The organism is Collimonas sp. GW821-FHT02H07 (assembly GCF_059421505.1).
Window position 1 is genome coordinate 322625 of sequence record NZ_JBWKVC010000001.1, and the last position, 23509, is coordinate 346133.

Annotated in this window: 8 protein-coding genes; 4 read left to right on the forward strand and 4 right to left on the reverse strand. The window is 64.0% G+C overall.

Annotation, left to right across the window (positions count from 1 at the left end; genetic code table 11):
• Nucleotides 1-228: 228 nt before the first annotated feature.
• Nucleotides 229-13872, forward strand: coding sequence for an amino acid adenylation domain-containing protein (locus AC07V8_RS01330; RefSeq protein ID WP_494676998.1), 13644 nt, complete (start codon nucleotides 229-231; stop codon nucleotides 13870-13872).
• Nucleotides 13873-13930: 58 nt separating this feature from the next.
• On the opposite strand, the gene AC07V8_RS01335 is transcribed toward AC07V8_RS01330, so the two are convergent.
• Together AC07V8_RS01335 and AC07V8_RS01340 are read right to left on the reverse strand one after the other, a co-directional pair.
• The gene (locus tag AC07V8_RS01335; protein WP_494676997.1) at nucleotides 13931-15385 is read right to left on the reverse strand and encodes a condensation domain-containing protein; all 1455 of its coding nucleotides are present in this window, start codon (nucleotides 15383-15385) and stop codon (nucleotides 13931-13933) included.
• A 370-nt stretch (nucleotides 15386-15755) separates the two neighbouring features.
• The gene (locus AC07V8_RS01340; protein WP_494676996.1) at nucleotides 15756-16286 is read right to left on the reverse strand and encodes a PaaI family thioesterase; all 531 of its coding nucleotides are present in this window, start codon (nucleotides 16284-16286) and stop codon (nucleotides 15756-15758) included.
• 203 nt (nucleotides 16287-16489) lie between these two features.
• Between AC07V8_RS01340 and AC07V8_RS01345 the strand changes: the two genes are divergently transcribed.
• Both AC07V8_RS01345 and AC07V8_RS01350 read left to right on the forward strand, forming a co-directional pair.
• Nucleotides 16490-17467: a lipase family alpha/beta hydrolase gene (locus AC07V8_RS01345; RefSeq protein WP_494676995.1), complete on the forward strand. Its 978-nt coding sequence runs from the start codon at nucleotides 16490-16492 to the stop codon at nucleotides 17465-17467.
• Nucleotides 17468-17475: 8 nt separating this feature from the next.
• On the forward strand, nucleotides 17476-18432 hold the full coding sequence (locus AC07V8_RS01350; protein WP_494676994.1) for a lipase secretion chaperone: 957 nt from the start codon (nucleotides 17476-17478) through the stop codon (nucleotides 18430-18432).
• A gap of 8 nt (nucleotides 18433-18440) precedes the next feature.
• On the opposite strand, the gene AC07V8_RS01355 is transcribed toward AC07V8_RS01350, so the two are convergent.
• Both AC07V8_RS01355 and AC07V8_RS01360 read right to left on the reverse strand, forming a co-directional pair.
• Nucleotides 18441-21557, reverse strand: a complete 3117-nt coding sequence (locus tag AC07V8_RS01355) for an efflux RND transporter permease subunit (RefSeq protein WP_494676993.1) — start codon at nucleotides 21555-21557, stop codon at nucleotides 18441-18443.
• Between the two features lie 15 nt (nucleotides 21558-21572).
• On the reverse strand, nucleotides 21573-22754 hold the full coding sequence (locus AC07V8_RS01360) for an efflux RND transporter periplasmic adaptor subunit (protein ID WP_494676992.1): 1182 nt from the start codon (nucleotides 22752-22754) through the stop codon (nucleotides 21573-21575).
• A gap of 383 nt (nucleotides 22755-23137) precedes the next feature.
• On the opposite strand from AC07V8_RS01360, the gene AC07V8_RS01365 reads away from it, so the two are divergent.
• Nucleotides 23138-23473 carry a hypothetical protein gene (locus tag AC07V8_RS01365; protein ID WP_494676991.1) on the forward strand — a complete coding sequence of 112 codons (336 nt, stop codon included), beginning with the start codon at nucleotides 23138-23140 and terminating at the stop codon, nucleotides 23471-23473.
• The last annotated feature ends 36 nt before the right edge of the window (nucleotides 23474-23509 follow it).

The following is a 23509-nucleotide window of genomic DNA, read 5'->3' on the forward strand; positions in this document are numbered from 1 at the left end:
CTTGTTTCCTATGCCAAGAGAATTCCATGTGCACGCTCATCCATCCCCAGCCCTGTCCGTCCCGTCTCCTCAATAAAGCTGTCGCTCCCGACGCTGCTTCTTAAGAGCTCGCCTCAACTTCAATTCAAGACTGAAGGCCGACTTAATGCCATATCCCGGCGCCGACAGGCGTGCGGCTTTGGGGAGCTGACTGCGCTCCTTATTTTCAATTGCTATCAGAGGGTTTCCATGTCGAATTCGCCTGAAACAACAGCTGTATCAAATTCTTTGCCCGACGGCGCGTCAGCGGCCGTCCACGAACTCTCTTCCGTGCAGCAGGTGGTCTGGCTGGATCAGATGCTCAATCCTGACATCCCTTACTACAACATCGGCCTGGCGGTGCAGATCGACGCTGCCATCGATCCGCTGCTGCTGCAGCAGGCGATCCGCGATTTCGCCATGGCCAACGACGCATCCCGGCTGACCTTGGTCAAAGCCGGCGGCGTGGCGCAACAGCAGGTCTTGCCGTCGCTGGAATTCGTCTTGCCGGTGCTGGACTTATCCGGCGCAGCCGATGGCGACCAGCATGCGCGGCAACATATGGAGCGGGTATTCAAGCAGGCCTTCGATCTGTATGGCGGGCTGTTGTGGAAAATGGAATTGATACGCGTAAGCCCTGTGCGTTACTACTGGCTGCTGTGCTATCACCATCTGGTTGCCGACGGCATCAGTACTTCGCAGAGTTTCGTCAGCATCGCCAAAGCATACAATCGCTTGCTGGGGCTGGACAGCACTGTCGCTGAAACTGCGCCGTCCTACCTGGATTTCATTGCCAAGGACCAGGACTATTTCTCTTCTTCGCGTTTTGCGCTCGACAAGGAATTCTGGCGCCAGCGTTTCACGCAGCTGCCGGCGCGGCTGGTCGCGGGCGACAGTGCGCTCGCCGCAAAAACGCTGGCTCCCAGCGAACAGGTGTATTGGTCCATCGAGCGTCCGCTGTTTGAAAAAATGACGGCGTTTGCATCCGGGCATGGCTTTTCCGGCTCGGATTTCATGCTGGCGCTGACCAGCGTCTATTTCGCCCGTGTCGTCGACCTGGAAGAGGTGGTTATCGGCGTACCGGTACACAATCGCAGCAATGCGCGTGAAAAAAACACCTTTGGCATGTTTTCGTCGATCATTCCGGTCGGGTTTGCGCTGGACCGGCAGCAGCCGTTCGTGCATGCGATGGCGGCGGTCGCCAAGGAAATGCGCCGCTGCTACCGCCATCAGCGCTTTCCGATCGCGGAGATCAACCGCCTGCACAACGTCGTGCAGAACGGCTATCGCCAGCTGTTCGACGTCTCGCTTTCCTTTGAGGTATTCAATACCGATTTCCCGATGGGATCAGGGATGGCAAGCGGCGTTGAGCTGGATCATGGATTCGAGCAGACGCCGCTGGCCATGTCGGTCCAGGATTTTCACAGGGACCAGGATGTGCTGGTGGTGTTCGACTACAATACGCGCCATTTCACGCGCGATGAAATCGTCCGCATGCAAAGCCGCATGGCCTTGCTGATGGATGCCGTCCTGTCAGGCGCAGACTGCCCGGTTGATCAGCTTCCGCTGCTCACTGCGGCGGAGCGCCATCAGATCGTCTGCAGCTGGAATGCGGTCCAGGCCGGTTTTCCCGCGCCTTTGCTGCAGCAGCTGTTCGAGACGCAGGTGGAAAAGACGCCGGATGCAGTGGCGGTAGTGCATGGTCAAGCGCAGCTGAGCTATACCGAACTGAATCGGCAGGCCAACCAGCTGGCGCACTATCTGCGCGAGCTGGGCGTCCAGCCTGACGACAGGGTGGCGATCTGCGTCGAGCGCGGCTTGAGCATGGTGGTGGCTTTGCTGGGCGTGCTGAAGGCGGGTGCGGCCTATGTCCCTCTGGATCCGGCTTATCCGGCGGATCGCCTGGCGCACATGCTGAACGACAGCGCACCGCGGGCCGTGCTGACGCAGGACGGGATCGAAGGCGGCTGGCTGCAGGTGAAAGCGACGATTGCCGCTGGCCTGCCGCTGCTGGACCTGCAGGCGCCGGCCTGGAGCGGATACCCGGAACATAATCCCGACAGCAGCCATCTGGCGCCGTCGGACATGGCGTACGTGATCTACACCTCGGGTTCGACCGGCACGCCGAAGGGCGTCATGGTCGAGCATCGCAACGTGACGCGCCTGTTTGCCGCCACCGACGCCTGGTTCCATTTTGGCAAGGAAGATGTCTGGAGCCTGTTCCATTCCTTCGCCTTCGATTTCTCGGTATGGGAAATCTGGGGCGCCTTGCTGCATGGCGGGCGCTTGGTGGTGGTGCCGCTGGAGACAGCGCGTTCGGCGGAAGATTTCTATCGCCTGCTATGCCGCGAGAAAGTCACCATTCTTAACCAGACGCCGAGCGCCTTCCGCCAGCTGATTGCGGCGCAAGGCGACGCTGCGGAAGCACACCGGCTGCGGCACGTGATTTTCGGCGGCGAGGCGCTGGAGCCGGCGACCTTGATCCCTTGGTATGCGCAAAACCGGGGCTGCGCCACGCGCCTGATCAATATGTACGGCATTACCGAGACCACGGTCCACGTCACTTACCAGCCGATCGATGTTGCCGATACCGAGCGCGGCGGCGTCAGCCCGATCGGCGTGCGCATACCGGATCTCTCTGTGTATCTGCTGGATGCCCGAGGGCAGCCGGTGCCGGTCGGCGTGCCGGGCGAGTTGTACATCGGCGGCGCCGGCGTCGCCCGCGGCTACCTGAATCAGCCGGAACTGAGCGCGCAGCGTTTCGTGACGGATTGTTTCTCGCAGACGCCAGGCGCGCGCCTGTACAAGACCGGCGATCTGGCGCGCTGGCAGGCCGACGGCACGCTGACGTACCTGGGCCGCAACGACTTCCAGGTCAAGATCCGCGGCTTCCGCATCGAGCTGGGCGAGATTGAAACGCAGCTGGCGGCGCATGCGGCGATCCGCGAAGCGGTGGTGATCGCACGCGAAGATGTGCCGGGCGACAAGCGCCTGGTGGCGTATATCGTGGCCAACGAGGAAGTCGATGCCGAAACCCTGCGCACGCACCTGCGCCGCAATCTGCCGGACTACATGGTGCCGGCCGCGTACGTCACGCTGGACGCCTTGCCGCTGACGGTCAATGGCAAGCTGGACCGCAAGACCCTGCCGGCGCCGGCAAGCGATGCCTATGCGGCGAGCAGCTATGAAGCGCCGCAAGGCGAAACGGAAATCGCGCTGGCAGCGATCTGGTCGTCGCTGCTGCAGATCGAGCGCGTCGGCCGCCACGACAATTTCTTTTCGCTGGGCGGCCATTCGCTGCTGGGCGTGGCCTTGATCGAGAGGATGCGCCAGCAAGGCTTGCCGGCCGAGGTGAGGGCGCTGTTCGCGACGCCGACGCTGGCCGGACTGGCGGCCTCTGTCGGTGCGGAAAGCGCGCTGGTGGCGGTGCCTGCCAACCTGATCCCGTCCGGCTGCGAACGGATTACGCCGGCGATGCTGCCGCTGGTGAGCTTGAGCGAGGCGGAAATTGCGCGCGTCGTCGAGCGCGTGCCTGGCGGCGCCGCCAATGTGCAGGATATCTATCCGCTAGCGCCCTTGCAGGAAGGCGTCCTGTTCCATCACCTGATGGCCAAGGAAGGCGATCCTTACCTGCTGGTCGCGATGATCGGTTTCGATACCCGGCACAGGCTGGAGAGCTATCTGTCGGCCTTGCAGAGCGTGATACAGCGGCATGACGCGCTGCGCACGGCCATCATCTGGGAAGGCGTGCCGGAGCCGCTGCAAGTGGTGTGGCGCAGCGCGCCGCTGGTGCGGGAAGAATTGATTCTGGATCCGGCCGATGGCGATGTCGCCGGCCAGCTGCGGGCGCGTTTCGATCCGCGCCATACGCGTCTTGACCTGGCGCAGGCGCCCATGATGCGGACCAGTTTTGCCTACGACGCCGCGCAGCAGCGTTGGGTGCTGCTGACTCTGCTGCATCACCTGATCAACGATCACACCACGCTGGAAGTCATCCACGCCGAGATCGGGGCACATCTGCAGGGGCAGCAGGCGCAGCTGCCGGCGCCGCTGCAATTCCGCAATTACGTGGCGCAAGCCAGGCTGGGCGGCAACATCGAGGTTCATGAAGCTTTCTTCCGCCAGATGCTGGGCGATGTCGACGAACCGACGGCGCCATTCGGCTTGCTGGAAGTGCACGGCGACGGCGGCGGCCTGGAAGAGAGCCATGTGCGGCTCAACGCGGCGCTGTCGCAGCGTGTGCGGCAGCAGGCGCGGCAACTGGGCGTGAGTGCGGCCAGCCTGTGCCACCTGGCCTGGGCGCTGGTGCTGGCGCGGGTTTCCAACCGCAGCGATGTGGTGTTCGGCACGGTGCTGTTCGGCCGCATGCAGGGCGGCGAGGGCGCCGACCGCATGATGGGCTTGCTGGTCAATACCTTGCCGTTGCGGCTCAATATCGATACGCGAGGGGCGGCGGCCGGGGTGCGGCATGCGCATGCATTGCTGGCGCAGCTGGTGGCGCATGAACATGCCTCGCTGGCGCTGGCGCAACGGGCCAGTGCGATTGCGGCGCCGCAGCCCTTGTTCTCGGCCCTGCTCAATTATCGTCACAGCGTGCTCGACCAAGCCTCGCCCGCGGAACAGGCGACCTGGGAAGGGATTACCCAGATTTCGGGAGAAGAGCGCAGCAACTATCCCTTGAGCCTGTCGGTCGACGACCTGGGAGCTGATTTCGCGCTGACTGCGCAAGTCACGCCGGCGGTAGGGGCAATGCGGGTGTGCGGCTTCATGCAGACGGCGCTGGAAGGGCTGGTGACGGCGCTGGAAACGACGCCGGAGCGCGCCATCAACAGCATCGATGTCATGCCGGCCGAGGAAAAACGTCAGGTCATCAAGGCCGGGCACGGCGCGCAAGCGCAATATCCGGCGCCCTTGCTGCCGCAGCTGTTCGAGGCGCAGGCGGCACGGACGCCGGATGCGATCGCGGCAGTGCATGGCGCCCATCAGTTGAGTTATGCCGAGCTCAACCGCCAAGCCAACCAGCTGGCGCATCACCTGCGGCAGCTGGGCGTCAGGCGCAACGACCGGGTGGCGCTGCAGCTGGAGCGCTGCCTGCCGCTGATTGTCGCCGAACTGGCGATCCTCAAGTGCGGCGCCGCCTACGTGCCGCTGGATCCAGCCTTGCCGGACGAGCGCAAGATTTTCATGGCCAAGGACAGCGGCGCCGGCGTGCTGCTGGCGCTCAGCGACGGCCACTGGCCGGCACAGGCTGCGCTGGCCAGGGTCAACCTGGACCAGATCTCGTCCAACGCCTATGCCGCCGACAACCTGACGCCGGGCGGCGACGACGAGACGATTGCCTACATCATGTATACCTCGGGTTCGACCGGGCAGCCGAAAGGGGTGCTGGTGCCGCATCGCGGCATCAAGCGCCTGGTGTTGGAGAACGGCTACGCGGCCTTTGACGCCGGCGACCGCATCGCCTTCGCCGCCAATCCGGCCTTCGACGCCTCGACCATGGAAATCTGGGGCGCCTTGCTGAATGGCGGGCGGGTGGTCGTGATCGACAAGGAGGTCTTTCTCGATCCGCTGCGCTTTGCCGATGCGTTGGAACAGCAAGGCGTCAGCACGCTGTTCCTGACCACGGCGGTGTTCAATCAATGCGCGGCGATCGTGCCGGATGCATTCCGCCGCCTGCGCTTCCTGCTGACGGGAGGAGAGCGCTGCGATCCGGCCGCCTTTGCGCGCGTGCTGGCGGCGGGCAAGCCGCAGCACCTGATCCATTGCTACGGCCCGACGGAAACCACGACCTACGCCACGACTTATGAAGTGACTGCCATCGATGCGGTCGAGGCGACCATACCGATAGGCCGGCCGATCGCCAACACTCAGGTGTATCTGCTGGATGCGCAAGGGGAGCCGGTGCCGGTCGGCGTTGCCGGCGAAATCTATATCGGCGGCGCCGGCGTCGCCCGTGGCTACCTGAACCGGGAAGAGTTGACGGCGGAGCGCTTTATTCCAGACCGTTTCGGCGGCCGTCCCGGTGCGCTGCTGTACCGCACCGGCGACCTGGCGCGCTGGCAGGGAGACGGCGAGCTGGTGCATTTGGGCCGCAACGACTTCCAGGTCAAGATCCGTGGCTTCCGCATCGAACTGGGCGAGATCGAGGCACGGCTGGCCCTGCATCCGGCGATCCGCGAAGTCGTGGTGATTGCACGCGAGGACAGTCCCGGCGACAAGCGCCTGGTGGCCTATATCGTCGCCAATGAAGAGATCGACGCCGCAGCGCTGCGCTCCTACCTGAGCGCCGGCATGCCTGAGTACATGGTGCCGGCAGCGTATGTCGCATTGGCAGAGCTGCCGCTGACAGCCAATGGCAAGGTGGATCGCAAGAAGCTGCCGGCGCCCGAAGCGGATGCTTATGCGGTTGGCGGCTACGCGGCGCCCGAAGGCGCAACGGAAGCCGCCATGGCGGCGATCTGGTCGCAGCTGCTGCGGGTCGAGCGCATCGGCCGCCACGACAATTTCTTCTCGCTCGGCGGCCATTCGCTGGTGGCGGTGCAGATGATTTCGCGCATCCGGCAGGCATTCGATATCGAGGTGGCGATCAGCACCTTGTTTGCGCATCCGGTGCTGGAGGACTTCTCTGCACAGCTGCTGACTGGTCCGTCCAGCGTCCGGCCGCCGCTGACAGTCGCCAGCGCAGCAGAGCGCGAGCAATTGTCGTTTGCGCAGCAACGCTTGTGGTTCCTGGAGCAGATGGGCGGAGTCAGCCATGCCTATCACATTCCGCTGGGCTTGCAGTTGCGCGGCGAACTCGACCGGGTAGCCCTGTTGCAGGCGCTGGAGCGGCTGGTGTTCCGCCATGAAGCATTGCGCACCAGCTTTGTCGCCATGGAAGGCCAGGCTGCGATACAGCGCGTCGCGGCGGCGGAACTCAGTCATTTTCAGCTGCTGGAACACGATTTGCGCCATCATCCGGAACGCGAGGAGGAGCGGGATCGATTGCTTGCCGAAGAAGCGTCCAGGCCTTTCGACCTGACTCAAGGCCCCCTGATCCGCGGCCTCCTGCTGCAAGAGACGCGGACCCAGCACACGCTGCTGATCACCACGCATCATATCGTTTCGGACGGCTGGTCGACCGGCCTGCTGCTGGATGAAATCAGCGCACTCTACAACGCCTATCTGCTGGGGCAGCATGATCCGCTGCCAGCCCTGGCGGTACAGTATCCGGATTACGCGGCATGGCAGCGGCGCTGGATGAGCGGCGCCGTGCTGGAACAGCAGGCCGCCTACTGGAAGCAGAGCCTGGCAGGGGCTCCGACCCTGCTGGAACTGCCCACCGACTATCCGCGGCCGGCGCAGCAAGACTATGCCGGCGCCAGCATCGAGACAACGCTGGACGCCGCGCTGACGCGCAAACTGAAGGCCTTGAGCCAGCGCCACGGCATCACCCTGTACATGACGCTGCTGAGCAGCTGGGCCCTGCTGCTGGGCCGGCTGGCGGGACAGGACGACGTGGTCATCGGCACGCCAGCGGCGAATCGCAGCCAGCAAGAAGTCGAGGGCCTGGTCGGTTTCTTCGTCAATACGCTGGCGCTGCGTATCCATCTGCCGGAACAGGCTACGGTGGCAACCCTGCTGGAGCACGTGAAGCAGCAGTCGCTGGCAGCCCAGCATCATCAGGAAGTCCCGTTCGAGCAGGTGGTGGAGCATGCCAATCCGGTGCGCAGCATGGCGCACAGCCCCTTGTTCCAGACGATGTTCGCCTGGCAGAACGCGCCGCAAGGCAGGCTGCAGCTCTCAGGCCTGGAGCTGACGCCGTTGGCGCTCAGGCAGGTGACGGCAAAATTCGACCTCACCTTGTCGCTGGGCGAAGCGGGCGATGCAGTCGCCGGTTCGCTGGAATATGCTACGGCCTTGTTTGAACAAGCCACGGTGGAACGCTATCTCGGCTATTGGCGCCGTCTGCTGGAAGCGATGGTCAGCGACGATGCGCGGCAGATCGCCAGCCTGCCGCTGCTGGGCGAGGCGGAACGGCAGGTGCTGGCGGCGTGGAATGCGACCGAGGTGAGGTATCCGGAGCGCGAGTCCCTGCTGCATCAGCTGTGCGAAGCGCAGGCCGCGCGCACGCCGGACGCGGTGGCGGTGGAGCAGGACGGGCAACAGCTAAGCTATGCCGAACTGAACCGTCAGGCCAACCAGCTGGCGCACTACCTGCGCGAGCTGGGCGTCAAGCCGGACGACAGGGTGGCGGTCTGCGCCGAGCGCAGCCTGCAGATGGTGGTTGCCTTGCTGGGCGTGCTGAAGGCGGGGGCGGCCTATGTGCCGCTGGATCCGGCCTACCCGGCGGACCGCCTGGCGCACATGCTGAGCGACAGCGCGCCGCGCGTGGTGCTGACGCAGGCCGGGATTGCAGGCGGCTGGCAACAGGTGCGGGCGTCGATCGCACCGGAGTTGCCGCTGCTGGACCTGCAAGCACCCAGCTGGAGCGGATATCCGGAGCACAATCCCGACAGCAGCTGCCTGGCGCCGTCCGACCTGGCGTACGTGATCTACACCTCCGGCTCGACCGGCAAGCCGAAGGGCGTGATGAACGAGCATCGCGGCGTGGTCAACCGCATGCTGTGGATGCAACAGGCTTATGGACTGCAGCAGGACGACGTGGTGCTGCAAAAGACGCCTTTCAGTTTCGACGTCTCGGTGTGGGAATTCTTCTGGCCGCTGATGACCGGCGCCAAGCTGGTGATGGCCAAGCCGGAGGGCCACAAGGATCCGGCCTACCTGAGCGAGCTCATCCGCGCTGCCGGCGTCACCACGCTGCACTTCGTGCCCTCCATGCTGCAGGTGTTTGCCGCCCACGACCAAGCCGCTGCCTGCAGCAGCATTGTGCGGGTGATGTGCAGCGGCGAGGCGCTGCCGGCGTCGCTGGCGCAAAATTTCCATGCACTGCTGCCGCATGCCCAGCTGCACAATCTGTATGGGCCTACCGAAGCCGCAGTGGACGTGACAGCGTGGACTTGCGTCGCCGGAGACGCCAGGAGCGCAATTCCTATCGGCAAGCCGATCGCCAATACCCGCATTTACGTCCTCGATGCGCTAGGCGAACCGGTGCCGCTTGGCGTCGCCGGCGAGCTGCATATCGGCGGCGTGCAGGTCGCCCGCGGCTACCTGAACCAACCGGAACTGAGCGCGCAGCGTTTCATCGCCGACCGCTTCTCGCAAGTGCCGGGAGCGCGCTTGTACAAGACCGGCGATCTGGCGCGCTGGCAGGCCGACGGCGCGCTGATGTACCTGGGCCGCAACGACTTCCAGGTCAAGATCCGCGGCTTCCGCATTGAGCTGGGCGAGATCGAGGCACAACTGACGCTGCATGCAGCGATCCGCGAGGCTGTGGTGATTGCGCGGGAAGATATCCCGGGCGACAAGCGCCTGGTGGCCTATATCGTGGTGCACGAAAACGTCGATGCGGAAACCCTGCGCGCACATCTGAGCGTCAACCTGCCGGACTACATGGTGCCGGCGGCATACGTCGCGCTGGCGGCCTTGCCGCTGACGGCGAACGGCAAGCTGGATCGCAAGAACCTGCCGGCCCCGGATGGCGCTGCCTATGCAGCCAATGAATATGCCGCGCCGCTCGGTGAGACGGAAATCGCGCTGGCGGCGATCTGGTCGGAGCTGCTGAAAATCGAGTGCATCGGCCGTCACGACAATTTCTTCTCGCTTGGCGGCCATTCGCTGCTGGCGGTGCAGATGATTTCGCGGCTGCGGCAAGCGTTCGGCGTCGAAGTGGCGCTGAGCGCCGTCTTCATGCATCCGTACCTTGCCGACTTCGCCGCCGGATTATCCGGCAGCGATAAAGGCGTCCGGCCGCTGATCACGCGCGCCAGCGGCGCGGAGCGGGAGCAGCTATCGTTTGCCCAGCAGCGGCTATGGTTCCTGGAGCAGATGGGCGAGGTGCGCCAGGCCTACCATGTTCCGCTGGCCTTGCAGCTGCGCGGCGAGCTCGACCGGGTTGCCCTGGAGCAGGCGCTGGAGCGCCTGGTATTCCGCCACGAAGCGCTGCGCACCAGCTTTGCCGCCGAAGGCGGGGATGTAGGCAGAGATGTAATACAGCGCGTCAAGGCGGCGGACCTCAGCCATTTCCAACTGCTGGAGCACGACTTGCGGCATCATCCGGAGCGCGACGCGGAGCGGGAACGCCTGATCGCGGAAGAAGCGGCGGCGCCGTTCGACCTGGAGCAAGGACCGCTGATCCGTGGCCGTCTGCTGCAGGAGACGCGTACCCGGCATACGCTGCTGATCACCATGCACCATATCGTTTCGGACGGCTGGTCGATCGCGGTGCTGCTCAATGAAATCAGCGCGCTGTACAGCGCCTACCGGCAGGGCGAGCACGATCCCTTGCCGCCGCTGGCGGTGCAGTATCCGGATTACGCTGCGTGGCAGCGGCGCTGGATGAGCGGCACGGTGCTGGAACAGCAGACCGCGTACTGGAAAGAGAACATGGCGGGCGCGCCGAGCTTGCTGGAATTGCCGACCGATCATTCCCGTCCGCTGCAACAGGACTATGCCGGCGCCTGGGTAGCGACGGCGCTGGATCAAGAGCTGACTAAAAAACTCAAGACCTTGAGCCATCGCCACGGCAGCACCTTGCACATGACGCTGCTGAGCAGCTGGGCTCTGCTGCTGGGGCGTCTGTCGGGGCAGGACGACGTGGTCATCGGCACGCCGGCGGCGAACCGCAGCCAGCAGGAAGTGGAAGGCTTGATCGGCTTCTTCGTCAACACGCTGGCGCTGCGTATCCGCCTGCCGGAACAGGCAACGGTGGGCACTCTGCTGGAACACGTCAAGCAACAGTCGCTGGCGGCGCAGCAGCACCAGGATCTTCCGTTCGAACAGGTGGTCGAACATACCCATCCGGTGCGCAGCATGGCGCATAGTCCCTTGTTCCAGGTAATGTTTGCGTGGCAGAACGCGCCGCAAGGCAAGCTGCAGCTGCCGGGCCTGGAGATGACGCATCTGCCGTACAAGCAAGTGACCGCCAAATTCGACCTGACCTTGTCGCTGGAAGAGTCGGGCGATGTGATTGCCGGCGTGCTTGAGTATGCCACCGCCTTGTTCGAACGCAGCACCGTCGAGCGCTACCTGGGCTATTGGCAGTGCCTGCTGCAAGCAATGGTCAGCGACGACAGCCGGCAGATCGCAGATCTGCCGCTGATGAGCGCAGCAGAGCGCCAGCGGATAGTGAAGAGCTGGAACCAGACCGACGCCGCCAATCCGGCGCCCTTGCTGCCGCAGCTGTTCGAGGCGCAGGCGGCGCGGACGCCGGATGCGATCGCGGCAGTGCATGGCGCCCATCAGTTGAGTTATGCCGAGCTCAACCGCCAGGCCAACCAGCTGGCGCATCACCTGCGGCAGCTGGGCGTCAGGCGCAACGACCGGGTGGCGCTGCAGCTGGAGCGTTGCTTGCCGCTGATTGTCGCCGAACTGGCGATCCTCAAGTGCGGCGCCGCCTACGTGCCGCTGGATCCAGCCTTGCCGGACGAGCGCAAGATTTTCATGGCCAAAGACAGCGGCGCCGGCGTGCTGCTGGCGCTCAGCGACGGCCACTGGCCGGCACAGGCTGCGCTGGCCAGGGTCAACCTGGACCAGATCTCGTCCAACGCCTATGCCGCCGACAACCTGACGCCGGGCGGCGACGACGAGACGATTGCCTACATCATGTATACCTCGGGTTCGACCGGGCAGCCGAAAGGGGTGCTGGTGCCGCATCGCGGGATCAAGCGCCTGGTGCTGGAGAACGGCTACGCGGCCTTTGACGCCGGCGACCGCATCGCCTTCGCCGCCAATCCGGCCTTCGACGCCTCGACCATGGAAATCTGGGGTGCCTTGCTGAATGGCGGACGGGTGGTCGTGATCGACAAGGAGGTCTTTCTCGATCCGCTGCGCTTTGCCGATGCGCTGGAACAGCAAGGCGTCAGCACGCTGTTCCTGACCACGGCGGTGTTCAATCAATGCGCGGCGATCGTGCCGGATGCGTTCCGCCGCCTGCGCTTCCTGCTGACGGGAGGAGAGCGCTGCGATCCGGCCACCTTTGCGCGCGTACTGGCGGCGGGCAAGCCGCAGCACCTGATCCATTGCTACGGCCCGACGGAAACGACGACCTACGCCACGACTTATGAAGTGACTGCCATCGATGCGGTCGAGGCGAGCATACCGATAGGCCGGCCGATCGCCAACACCCAGGTGTATCTGCTGGATGCGCAAGGGGAGCCGGTGCCGGTCGGCGTTGCCGGCGAAATCTATATCGGCGGCGCCGGCGTCGCCCGTGGCTACCTGAACCGGGAAGAGTTGACGGCGGAGCGCTTTATTCCCGACCGTTTCAGCGGCCGCCCCGGAGCGCTGCTGTACCGCACCGGCGACCTGGCGCGCTGGCAGGGAGACGGCGAGCTGGTGCATTTGGGCCGCAACGACTTCCAGGTCAAGATCCGTGGCTTCCGCATCGAACTGGGCGAGATCGAAGCACGGCTGGCCCTGCATCCGGCGATCCGCGAAGTCGTGGTGATTGCACGCGAGGACAGTCCCGGCGACAAGCGCCTGGTGGCCTATATCGTCGCCAATGAAGAGATCGACGCCGCAGCACTGCGCTCCTACCTGAGCGCCGGCATGCCTGAGTACATGGTGCCGGCAGCGTATGTCGCATTGGCAGAGCTGCCGCTGACAGCCAATGGCAAGGTGGACCGCAAGAAGCTGCCGGCGCCGGAGGCGGAGGCATTTGCAGTGAGCGGCTACGCGGCGCCGGAGGGGGAAATCGAAGTTGCCCTGGCCGAGATCTGGTCGGAGCTGCTGCAGGTTGCCCGCATCGGCCGCCACGACAATTTCTTCGCGCTGGGCGGCCATTCGCTGTCGATACTGCAAGTGGTGACCCTGCTGAAGAAAAAGGGCGTGCGGATTTCAGCCAGCGACGTGTTTACCTATCCGACCGTGGCTGCGCTGGCTGCGCATATAGCGCAGCTCAATCCGCTGAAGACTGAGAATGCGGCGGTGCTGGTGCGCGCCGGCGGGCGCCAGCGTCCCTTGTTCCTGATGCACGAGGGTTCCGGGCTGCTGATTTATGCGCACATGCTGGCGCAGCACGTCGATCCCGGCATTCCGGTATACGGCCTGCCGCCGGTGCCGCCGGAAGAGGCGCCGCTGCTGAGCGTGGAGAGCATGGCGACGCGCATGCTGGGACTGATACGCGCGGTGCAGCCGAGCGGGCCTTACCGCCTGGCCGGCTGGTCCTTTGGCGGCATGCTGGCCTATGAGACGGCGCAGCAGTTCCTCAAGGAAGGCGAGCAGGTGGAGTTTGTCGGTCTGTTCGATACGCATTGCACTCTCGGCGACGACGATGAGCGCGAAGAGAAGCTGGGCGACAAGCAGCTGATGCTGAAGCTGCTGGAAGCCGCCGCCGGCAATGATCCGTTGCTGCTGGCGGCGATGGACAAGCTGAAAGCGATCGCCGCCGATGTCGATATCCAGACCCTGCTGCAGACGGCAAGACGAGGCGGCCTGTTCCCGGCCGGCTTTTCCCTGCAAGGCTTGCTGCAGCTGATGGAGAACAGCCGCACCATCATCCGCGCCTATGGCGAATATAAAACACAGCCGATCGCCATTCCCGTGCACTATTACAGCGCCGTGGGCGATACCGTCAACGAACCGCTGCGCGGTTGGGGCGAGGTGCTGTCAGAGTTGCAGCTGCGGCTGTTCCCGGTGCCGGGAACGCATCAGACGATGATGATTTCACCGCATATCGAGGTCTTTGCGCAGGTGCTGAATATAGCGCTGCAACCGGCAAGGCTGGAAGGGAAGGTGGCGACTCTCCAGCTTTGAGTGAGGCCATGCCGCGCGGCGGCTCAAGCAGAATTTGCCTGGGTTGCCGCGGCGATCATCAATTAGGGGTGTTTTCAGCGCTGCGCCGCGGCAGCGGCTCGCCGTCGAAATGCAGCGCAGCGGCGTGCTCGCTGCGCGCGAGCTGTTCTTCTATCAGGCGCGACAGATTGCTTTCCGCGGCCGCGGGTTCGGCATCGTTGCGGCTTGCCGGCAGATGCTTGCGCCCGGTCGCATCGGACAGTTCCAGCTGGCCGATCTTCTGCGCCGGGCTATGCGTCGCCGCCGCCAGGAAGGTGAGCAGCCGGCGCTGGTGTTCGGCCAGCATCTGTGCGTCATGAAGCGCAGGATTGGCGTCAAACTCGATGTACAAGTCCTGGCCGGCGCCGCGTTCGTAGAGAGAGATCGCCAGGTCCTGGGCGCTGCCGCCGCACAGCTGGCGCAGCTTGGCCGGATGGCTGCCGAAATGCAGATCGCTGTGGCAAGATTCGACCTTGACCACGGTGCTGAACAACTGTCTTTGTCCGGACAGCATGTGCAAATCGTTACGCAGCTGTTCGTACGGATAGGATTGGTGTCGCAGGATTTGCCGCATCTGCCGGCTGACGTCTCGCATCAATTCTTCGATGGACAGCTCCGCGCTCAGCGCCAGCCGCAGCGGCAGGATTTCAGCCGCCTGCGCCGCCACGCCGATCACCATGTCCGCCATGCCGGTAGCGCGATACAGGAAAGCGGCAGTGACTGCAATCAGGAGCTGCGGCATGGGAATCTCCAGCTTGCGCGCGATGCCGCGCAAGGCATGCACGCCGGCAACCGGAAAGCGGGCGCTCTGGCGCAGCAAGCCGGCGCTATCGGCCGAGGGCTGAGCCGCCAGGGTCAATGGCGGCGGCGCATGGCTGAAGCGTTCCATCCAGTATTGGCGGTCGCTCGCGTAGCGCTCCGATCCGCGGTAGTCGTGTTCTTCTTGCAGCAGTTGCGCAATGGACGGCAAGGCAGTTGCGGCCGGCAGCGTCTGGTTCTTGACCAGCGCGCTATAGACATCGGCCAGACGGCGCGCCATCATGCCGCCGTCTGAGCCGTCAAGCAAGATGCGATGGCTGCGGTGATACCAGACGTAGTGGTCGCGGGCGGTGCGCAGCAATGCCGACAGCCAGGGCCGGCCGCGCGTCAGATCGACGGCGCGGCTGAAATCGGCGCGCATCCAGGCTTGCGCGGCGGCTTTCGGATCACGCTCGCGGCTGAAGTCGAGATAAGGCAGCTCGCCGCTGAAGCCTGGCTCCACGATCTGGCGCGGTCCGCGTTCGGTATCGAGCAGGCGCAGGCGCGCCGACTCGCTTTCATCCGCCACTGTCTGCATGGCTGCCAGGAACCGCGCAAGGTCGATCTCGCCGAAGATGTCGACGGCCTCGGCGAGGTTGAAGTTGTAGCCAGGCGCGGCGCATTTGACGCCAAGCCACACCGCCGTTTGGGCAGTGGTCAGCGCAGTTGCGGCAGCCGGAGGGGCGACGATTTCCAAGCAGTTCTCCATGTCATGAATGAAACGGGAATGATCTGCGTGCCTGTGCGCTGACTGCATGACTCGGCGGTCCGCATTGGGGCATGCGTAAAACAGATAGCTTTACGAATTGAATTTAATGCATGCGATGGGTGGCGTGCGGGTCGTCTGCCGCTTCCAGGCGCAAAAGAATATAGCTGCTGGTTTTCCGTTTTGCTAGCTATAAAAAGTGACAGCTAGTTTAAAGCGGCAATCGGTGTTAGACGGTTTTTGCGAAGACGGGGAGAATTGCTTCCGGCTGATTGCGGGAGAGCCATGTTGTGTCGCGGCGCATGGGATGCGCCTGGCGCGCTTGCTGCATGCCGCAGGGCCAGGCACTGAACCGGCTTCGCTATGGTAGCGCAAACACCAGGCAAGTGGTAGTGGCGTGCGCATAAATTTTTCCATCGACGTCGACGATATTGGCTTCCGCCACGCCGACCCTGCCGCCGACCTGTATCACCTTGCCGATGGCGCGCACCGGGCCGGTCTTGTCGGTCAGCGCGCGGATCAGGTTGACCTTCAGTTCCAGCGTGGTGTAGCCGCTCCCTTTCGGCAGGGTGGATTGCACCGCGCAGCCCAGCGCCGAATCCAGCAAGGTGCAAAAGTAGCCGCCATGCACGCTGCCGATCGGGTTGTAGTGCTGCATGCCCGGCGTGCCTTGGAAGATCACCCGGCCCGGCTCCGCTTCCAGCAGGGTGAAATCGAGCGTCTGCGCAATCGGCGGTATCGGCAGTTCGCCGTCCAGGATGCGTTGTAAAAACTCGACACCGCTGCATTGCTTCAGCTGCTCCAGCGAGGCGACGCCGGGAGCGGCCAGTTTGGCGCGCACAGCGCTTTCCTGCGCCTGCCATTGCGCCAGGGTTTCTTCACGGGTGGGCATGTTCTCTCCTGTTGATCTAGTGTCTAGTGATTTGACGGGCCGCGTCATTATGCCCTGCCGGCTCGAAGGCTGCTGCCGGCCGCTGCGGGCGGGCGGTTTGCAATGCTGCTCTGCACGATGGGTATTGATTGTAGACAGGTCTGTATATGTGTACCATTGAGATAACAAAAGAGCACGACCGTGCGTTTATTTAAGGAGATGTGATGATGAAATCGCTACGCCGAATCGCAGTTGCTTCTGTCTTTTGCTGTTGCCTGCCGTGGGGGCAGGCCCAGGCTTCCGTGTTCAGCCTGTTCGGGACCTCAGCGTCCAGCGCCTACGCGCAAACCAAGTATCCGATCGTGCTGGTGCACGGGCTGGCCGGCACTTCCAAGTACTTCGGCGTGGTCGATTACTGGTGGCAGATCCCCAGCGACCTGCGCGCCAACGGCGCCACGGTATATGTCGCCGACGTCGCCGCCTTCAACAGCGACGAACAGCGCGGCGAGGAATTGCTGAAGCAGATCAGCAGCGTGCTGGCTGCTACCGGCGCCAGCAAGGTCAACCTGATTTCGCATAGCCAGGGCGGCACCACTTCACGCTACGCCGCCGCGGTCAAGCCGCAATGGATCGCCTCGGTCACCACCATCGCCACGCCGCATGCGGGAACCCCGGTAGCCGACACGGTCAGCATGACGCCCCAGGCCCTGAAAAACCTGCTGGCTGACGGCACCTCGGTGCTCGGGCAGCTGCTCAGCCTGTTTGTCGGCAATCCGCAGCCGCAAGATCCGCTGGCTGCCTTGAGCGGCCTGACCACGGCCGGTGCGGCGAATTTCAACCGTCTTTATCCCAGCGCCGGCGTGCCCGCCAACTGCAGCGTGAATGGCGCTGCGTCCGAGGTCCGCAGCGGCAATACCCAGCTGCTGTATTCCTGGACCGGCAACCAGGCCGGCACCAATGTCCTCGATGTCACCGATCCGATCATGGTGCTCGGCAGCGTGATCATCAAGACTGCCGGCGGCGGCGCCAACGATGGGCTGGTGCCGGTATGCAGCGCGCGCTTCGGCCGTGAGCTGGGCGTGTACGGCTGGAACCACCTGGACGAGGTCAACCAGCTGTTCGGCCTGCGCGGCCTGTTCAGCGCCGATCCTGTGGTGACCATCCGCACCCAGGCCAATCGTCTCAAGACCGCCGGTCTGTAGGAGCAGCGATGCAGACCAGACACCGGTTTATGCTAGGGATGGCGGTGGTGGTGCTTGGTTTGCTTGCCGCAGCGCTGTTTTGCTCTCGCTCGGCGCAACCGGCAGCGGCTGCCGCCGGCACGCAAGCAGCTATTCCCGCCAACGCGGCGGACCGCTTCGGTCCCGGACAGTTGAACGCCGCCGTGAGCGACAATCTGCCGCCCGCCAGGGACACCAGCCCGCCGCCAGGGCTGGCGGTGGGCGCGGACCAGCATCTGCAAGTCAGCCGCGCCTTGCGCGATGTGTTCGATTACTACCTGCTGGGCGGCTTGCCCGGTTCCCGCAGTGAACACATGGCGCAGCTGCTGGCTTACCTGAAGAGCAGCCTGCCGGCGCCGGCCTACGCCGACGGCGAACGGCTGGCGCGCGCTTATGTCGCGTATCTGGCGGCGCATGATGCGCTGCTGGAGCGGCAAACTCCGCCGGCGCTGACGGCGGACAGCAAGATGGCGCCGCTGGATGCGGAGCGCGTGGCAAGCTGGCTGGCGCAGTTGTCGCGCTTGCGCCAGGACATGCTGGGCATGGAGGCGGCGAGGATCTGGTTTGGCGAAGAGGAGGCGGAATCGCAACGCATGCTGGCGGCTTTGCGCAGCGGCGTCAAGAGTGGCTTAAGCGCTGCCGATCCCGTGCAAAAGAGCTTTGACGATCTACGCCAGTTGCGGCAGCAGGGCGCCAGCCAGCAGGCGCAGCGCGACATGATGGCGCAGCAGTTCGGTCCGGCGGCGGCGCAGCGCTTTGATCAGCTTGGCCGGGAAGAGCAGGCCTGGCAAGAGCGCTACACCCGGTATCGCCAGGCCGCGGAGCAGATCAGCCAGCAGAGCGGCAGCGCCGAACAAGACCGCAACCGGCAGATCGAGGCCTTGCGCAACCAGACCTTTAGCGATCCCGCCGAACGCATGCGGGCGCAGGGGCTGGATCACCGCTGAGCTGAAAATCAGGATTTGCTGGGCAGCGCCGCCGTCTCCGCTTCCTTGGCGTGGCCGCCCTTGAAATAGCGCAGCGCCCGCTTGCCCCAGCTGTCCAGGTAGCTATAGGCCACCGGCACCACCACCAAGGTCAGCAGGGTCGAGGTGATGATGCCGCCGATCACCGCGCGTCCCATCGGCGCCTGGGTTTCGCCGCCGTCGCCCAGGCCCAGCGCCATCGGCAGCATGCCGAACAGCATCGCCAGCGTGGTCATCAGGATAGGGCGCAGGCGCACCTGGCCGGCCGTCAGGATGGCCTCGTATTGCGAGCGGCCGCCGCGCTGTTCGCGGTTGCTGAAATCGACCAGCAGGATCGCATTCTTGGTGACCAGTCCCATCAGCATGATGAAGCCGATGATGGAAAAGATGTTCAGGGTGCTGCCGGTGATCAGCAAGGCCAGGAACACGCCGATCAGCGAAAACGGCAGCGAGGCCATGATGGCGATCGGCTGCAGGAAGCTGCCGAACTGCGAAGCCAGGATCAGGTAGATGAAGATCACGGCAATGCCCAGCGCCGCCAGCGCCGAGCCGAATGCTTCCTGCATGTCCTTGGTGCGGCCGCCGACGTCGAAACGATAGCCTGGCGGCAGTTCGATCTGCTTGATCACGGCCTGCACCTCGGTGCCGACGTCGCCCGAAGGACGGCCTTCGACGTTGGCGTAGATGCCGATGCGGCGCTGCAGGTCCTGGCGCTTGATTACGCGCGGGCTGGAGGTGTGGACGAATTCGACCACTTGCCGCAGCGGCACCATGATCGGCTTGCCGTCGCTGTCGAGGTTGCTGCTGGCGACCGACAGGTCGCCGAGGTCGGCGATCTTCTGCCGGCCGGATTTCGGCAGCTGCACATTGACTTCATAGTTTTGCCCGTCCGCCGCCAGCCAGTGGCCGTTGGCGTCGCCAGAGACGAACGGCCGCAGGGCGGCGCCGATCTGCTGCACGCTCAGGCCGAGGTCGCTGGCCAGGGTGTTGTTGACCTTGATGGTGACCGCCGGGTTGGCCGCGGTCAGGCTGTTTTCGAGGTCGGTGATGCCCTTGATCTTGCCGATCTTCAGCATCACCTGGTCGGCGATGGCGCTCAGCTTGTCGGTCTCGGGGCCGAGAATCGCCACATAGATAGGCTTGTCCCAGCCGACCGACAGCTCAATCCCGGGAATCGATTTCAGGCGCTCGCGGATATTCTTTTCCACTTCCTTCTGCGCGATGCGATGGCTGGTGTTGCGATTGGTCAAAGTCAGGTTCATGTCGGCTGCATTGCGGCCGTCGTCGGTGCCGACGGTGGTGCTGATGGTCTCGATCTGCGGCATCTTGCGCAGCGCGTCTTCGACCTGGCGCATCTTGCTGTCGGTGTACACCAGGCTGGAGCCGACCGGAGTCTTGAGCTTGAGGGCGATGAAGCCCTGGTCGGTATCCGGAATGAATTCGGTGCCGACCAGCGGCGCCAGGAACAGGCTGCCGACGAACAGCGCCAGCGCCAGGGTGAGCGTGGTCTTGCGCCAGGCCAGAGCGCGCTGCAGGATGCGGCCGTAGACGCCGTGGATGCGCTCGATCAAGTGTTCGATGCCGGCCATCAGGCGCGCCAGCCAGGGCAGGCGCTGGAAGCGGTTCTCCGGCGGATCGGGCCAGACCGAGGACAGCATCGGGTCCAGCGTAAAGCTGACGAACAGGGACACCAGCACCGCCACCGTGACGGTGACGCCGAACTGCAGGAAGAAGCGGCCGATAATGCCCTTCATGAAGGCTACCGGCACAAATACGGCAACGATGGCAAAGGTGGTGGCCATCACCGCCAGGCCGATTTCCTGGGTGCCGTCGCGCGCCGCGGCGACGTGGCTCTTGCCCATGTCGAGGTGGCGCACGATGTTTTCGCGCACCACGATGGCGTCGTCGATCAGCAAGCCGATGCACAGCGACAGCGCCATCAGGGTCATGAAGTTCAGGGTGAAGCCGAAAGCGTGCAGGGCGATGAAGCTGGCGATCACCGAAATCGGCAGGGTCAGGCCGGTAATGATGGTGCTGCGCCAGGAGTGCAGGAACAGGAACACGATCAGGATCGTCAGCGCCGCGCCTTCAAGGATGGTTTCCTTGACCCGGTCGAGCGAGCTTTTGACGTTGTCTGAATTGGCATGGACGATCTTGATCTCGACATCCTTCGGCAGCTGCGTCTTCAGGACTTCCACTTCGTTGCGCACGCCGTCGCCTACCGCGACGATGTTGGCGTCCTGGATCTTGGTGATGTCCAGGTTGATGGCGCGCTGGCCGTTGAAGCGCGAGATCGAGGTTTCTTCGCGCTCGCCGTCGACGATCTGCGCCACCTGGTCCAGGTAGACCGGGGTGCCGGCGCGGCGGGCGACGATGATCTGGCCGAAGGCGCGCGGATCTTTCATCTTGCCTTCCAGCCGCACCAGCTGTTCGGAGGCGCCGCGGGTGATGAGGCCGGCCGGCATGTCCTGGTTGGTGCTCTGGATCGCATTCAAGACTTCATCGACGCCGACTTTCTGCGCCGCCATCTGCTCGGGCTTGAGATTGACCAGCACCTGGCGGCTGACGTTGCCGCCGACAGCGATCTTGGCGACGCCGGCCACCGCCTGCAGGCGCTTGACGATGATCTGTTCGGTCAGGGTAGAGAGGTCGCGCAGGCTCCGTGTGCTTGAGGTCACGCTGAGCGAGGCCAGCGGCTGGCTGTTGAGGGTGTCGCCGCGGACGATGAATGGATCCTTGGCGTCCTTTGGCATGCTGGGACGGATCTGGGCGATCTTGTCGCGCACTTCCTGCACCGCGCGGTCCATGTTGACGCTCAGCTCGAAGGTCACCCAAGTGTCGTTGCGTCCTTCATATGAGCTGGAGAGGATGGTCTTGATGCCGCTGACCGAATTGATGGTGTCTTCGATCGGCTTGGTGATGTCGTTCTCGACGGCTTCCGGCGATGCGCCTGGGTAGCGCATCTCGATCAGCAGGCCGGGCGTCTGTATGTCCGGCATCTGTTCCAGCCCCAGTTCCTGGTAGGAGAACAGGCCGAGCACCAGCAAGGCCACCATCACCATGGTGGCGAACACCGGATGGTTGATACTGATTTTGGTTATCCACATGGCGCGTCGTGTCCCTTAGCTGTTGCGCTTGGCGCCGGCGTTTTCTGCCATCTTGACCGCGCTGCCGGGCTTGACGCCGTCCAGCCTGACCACGATCACATGCGCGCCTGCCGCCAGGCCGGAAGTCACTTCGGCCAGGTTTTCATCGTCGTTGCGCAAGCCCAGCGTCACCGGCTGCGCCACGATCAGGTTGTTTTGCACCGTGTAGACCAGGTCGACGCCGTTTTCGCGGCGGAGCGCGCCCAGCGGCAGCAGCGGCCGCACTTCCGATTTTTGCAAGGTGATGGCGCCCTTGGCGAACATGCCGCCTTTCAGCGCGCCATCGTTGTTGTTGACGGCGATATACACCTTGATGGCGCGCGAGCCGGCTTCGGTAGCGGGATTGACGCGCGTCACCTTGCCGGCGAAGCGGCGCTCCTGGAAGCCGTCCACCGCAAAGGTCACGTCCTGGCCCAGCTTGACTCTCGGGATCTCGCTGGCCGGCACCTGGGCTTCCAGCGTCATCTGGCTCAGGTCCATGATGGAAAACAGCGGCGAGTCGGGCGAGACCTTGTCGCCTTGCTGGATTTCGCGCTTGCTGACGATGCCGGCGATCGGTGCGTGGATGGTGGCGTCATCCATCGCCCGCTGTGCGATTTCCAGCTGCGACGAGGCTGACTTGACCGCCGCTTCCGCCACCTCGACGCTGTTGTGGGCGGTATCGAAGGCGTTTTGCGAGATGTATTTCTGCTTCAGCAGCATCTGGTTGATGTCATGGTTCTTGTTGGCCAGCGCCAGCTTGGCCCTGGCTTCGTCCAGCGTCGCCTGCTGGCTGGCGTAGCGCGCCTTCAGGTCGGCCGTGTCGAGCTGGGCCATGACCTGGCCGCGCTTGACCTGCATCCCTTCGCGCACCAGGGTTTCACGGACTTCGGCGGCGACCTTGGATTTGACCGTGGCCTGCACCAGCGGCATCAGCGATCCCGACAACGGCAGGGTGATGTGCAGCTCCCTGGCGCCGATCAGCGCAACGTCGCTGGCCGCCAGCTCAAACGCATGCGCCTTCGGCTGTTCCGCCTGGCCGTTGCCGGCCTGTCTGGCGTCGCTGTTCTTGCCGTGCAGGGCGAGCCAGCCGCCGCCGCCAAGCGCCATGACCAGCAACAGGGCAAGCGGCTTGCGCCAGCCGATACGTGAACGCGACGACGGGGAAGGATTTGTCATGATTGCCCTGGTAAATGTGACAGGTCAGGAAAAAAGTTGTGGCATATTATGGAGGAACTTGCATGGCTGTGTAGAAACATTTTTGATGGGGCTTGGCCCGGGCCACGACGATCCGCGGCCTGCCTGAATGTCAAACAGAGCGCTGCTGGCAGCCGGCCTGGAAACGCATGACAATCCCTGCAACTGTGTTGCAATTGGCTTGCAAGCAATGCCGGTTCGCGATTACACTCTCTGCTTGCCGTTCCAATTTCCGCTTATAAAACAGGCTTGCATCGCATGCGTCCTCAATCCAGCCCCATTCAGCCAGCGCCGCGCCCAGAACGCGGGCCGGAGGCGTGCGCGGCCGGGCAGGACTGGGTGCGGGCCAAGCGCGGGGCGCCGCCATGCGCCTGATCGTCGAATCCCGTTTCCATGCACGGCGCCGCTTCAAGCTGCGTTTGCAGCAGTGCGCACTGTGGTTGGCGCTGGCGATCCTGGTGCTGCAGCTGGTCGGGATGGCCTTCCACAAGCACAGCCTGGCGGAAGTGTCTTCCGACTGCATCAGCTGCGATCTGGCGGCCGATTTCCCGGCGCCGGTCCCATCCACCCCGGTGCCGGTGCTGACGCCGGTACTGGTATTCGTCTACAGCAGCACCGCCGAACCGGCATATTCCTTTACTCCGGCGCAGAAACACTATCTGACGCCGCATTCCCAAGCTCCGCCATCCTCCCTGGTCTGACGTTCTGTTTTTTCTTTCGGCCTGAGGCTGCTTGAC

Bases quoted from the DNA above. Each gene is read 5' to 3' on its own strand.
- AC07V8_RS01350 (WP_494676994.1), top strand. From the start codon at position 17,476: ATGCAGACCAGACACCGGTTTATGCTAGGGATGGCGGTGGTGGTGCTT.
- AC07V8_RS01330 (WP_494676998.1), top strand. From the start codon at position 229: ATGTCGAATTCGCCTGAAACAACAGCTGTATCAAATTCTTTGCCCGAC.
- AC07V8_RS01365 (WP_494676991.1), top strand. From the start codon at position 23,138: ATGCGCCTGATCGTCGAATCCCGTTTCCATGCACGGCGCCGCTTCAAG.
- AC07V8_RS01345 (WP_494676995.1), top strand. From the start codon at position 16,490: ATGATGAAATCGCTACGCCGAATCGCAGTTGCTTCTGTCTTTTGCTGT.
- AC07V8_RS01360 (WP_494676992.1), bottom strand. From the start codon at position 22,754: ATGACAAATCCTTCCCCGTCGTCGCGTTCACGTATCGGCTGGCGCAAG.
- AC07V8_RS01340 (WP_494676996.1), bottom strand. From the start codon at position 16,286: ATGCCCACCCGTGAAGAAACCCTGGCGCAATGGCAGGCGCAGGAAAGC.
- AC07V8_RS01355 (WP_494676993.1), bottom strand. From the start codon at position 21,557: ATGTGGATAACCAAAATCAGTATCAACCATCCGGTGTTCGCCACCATG.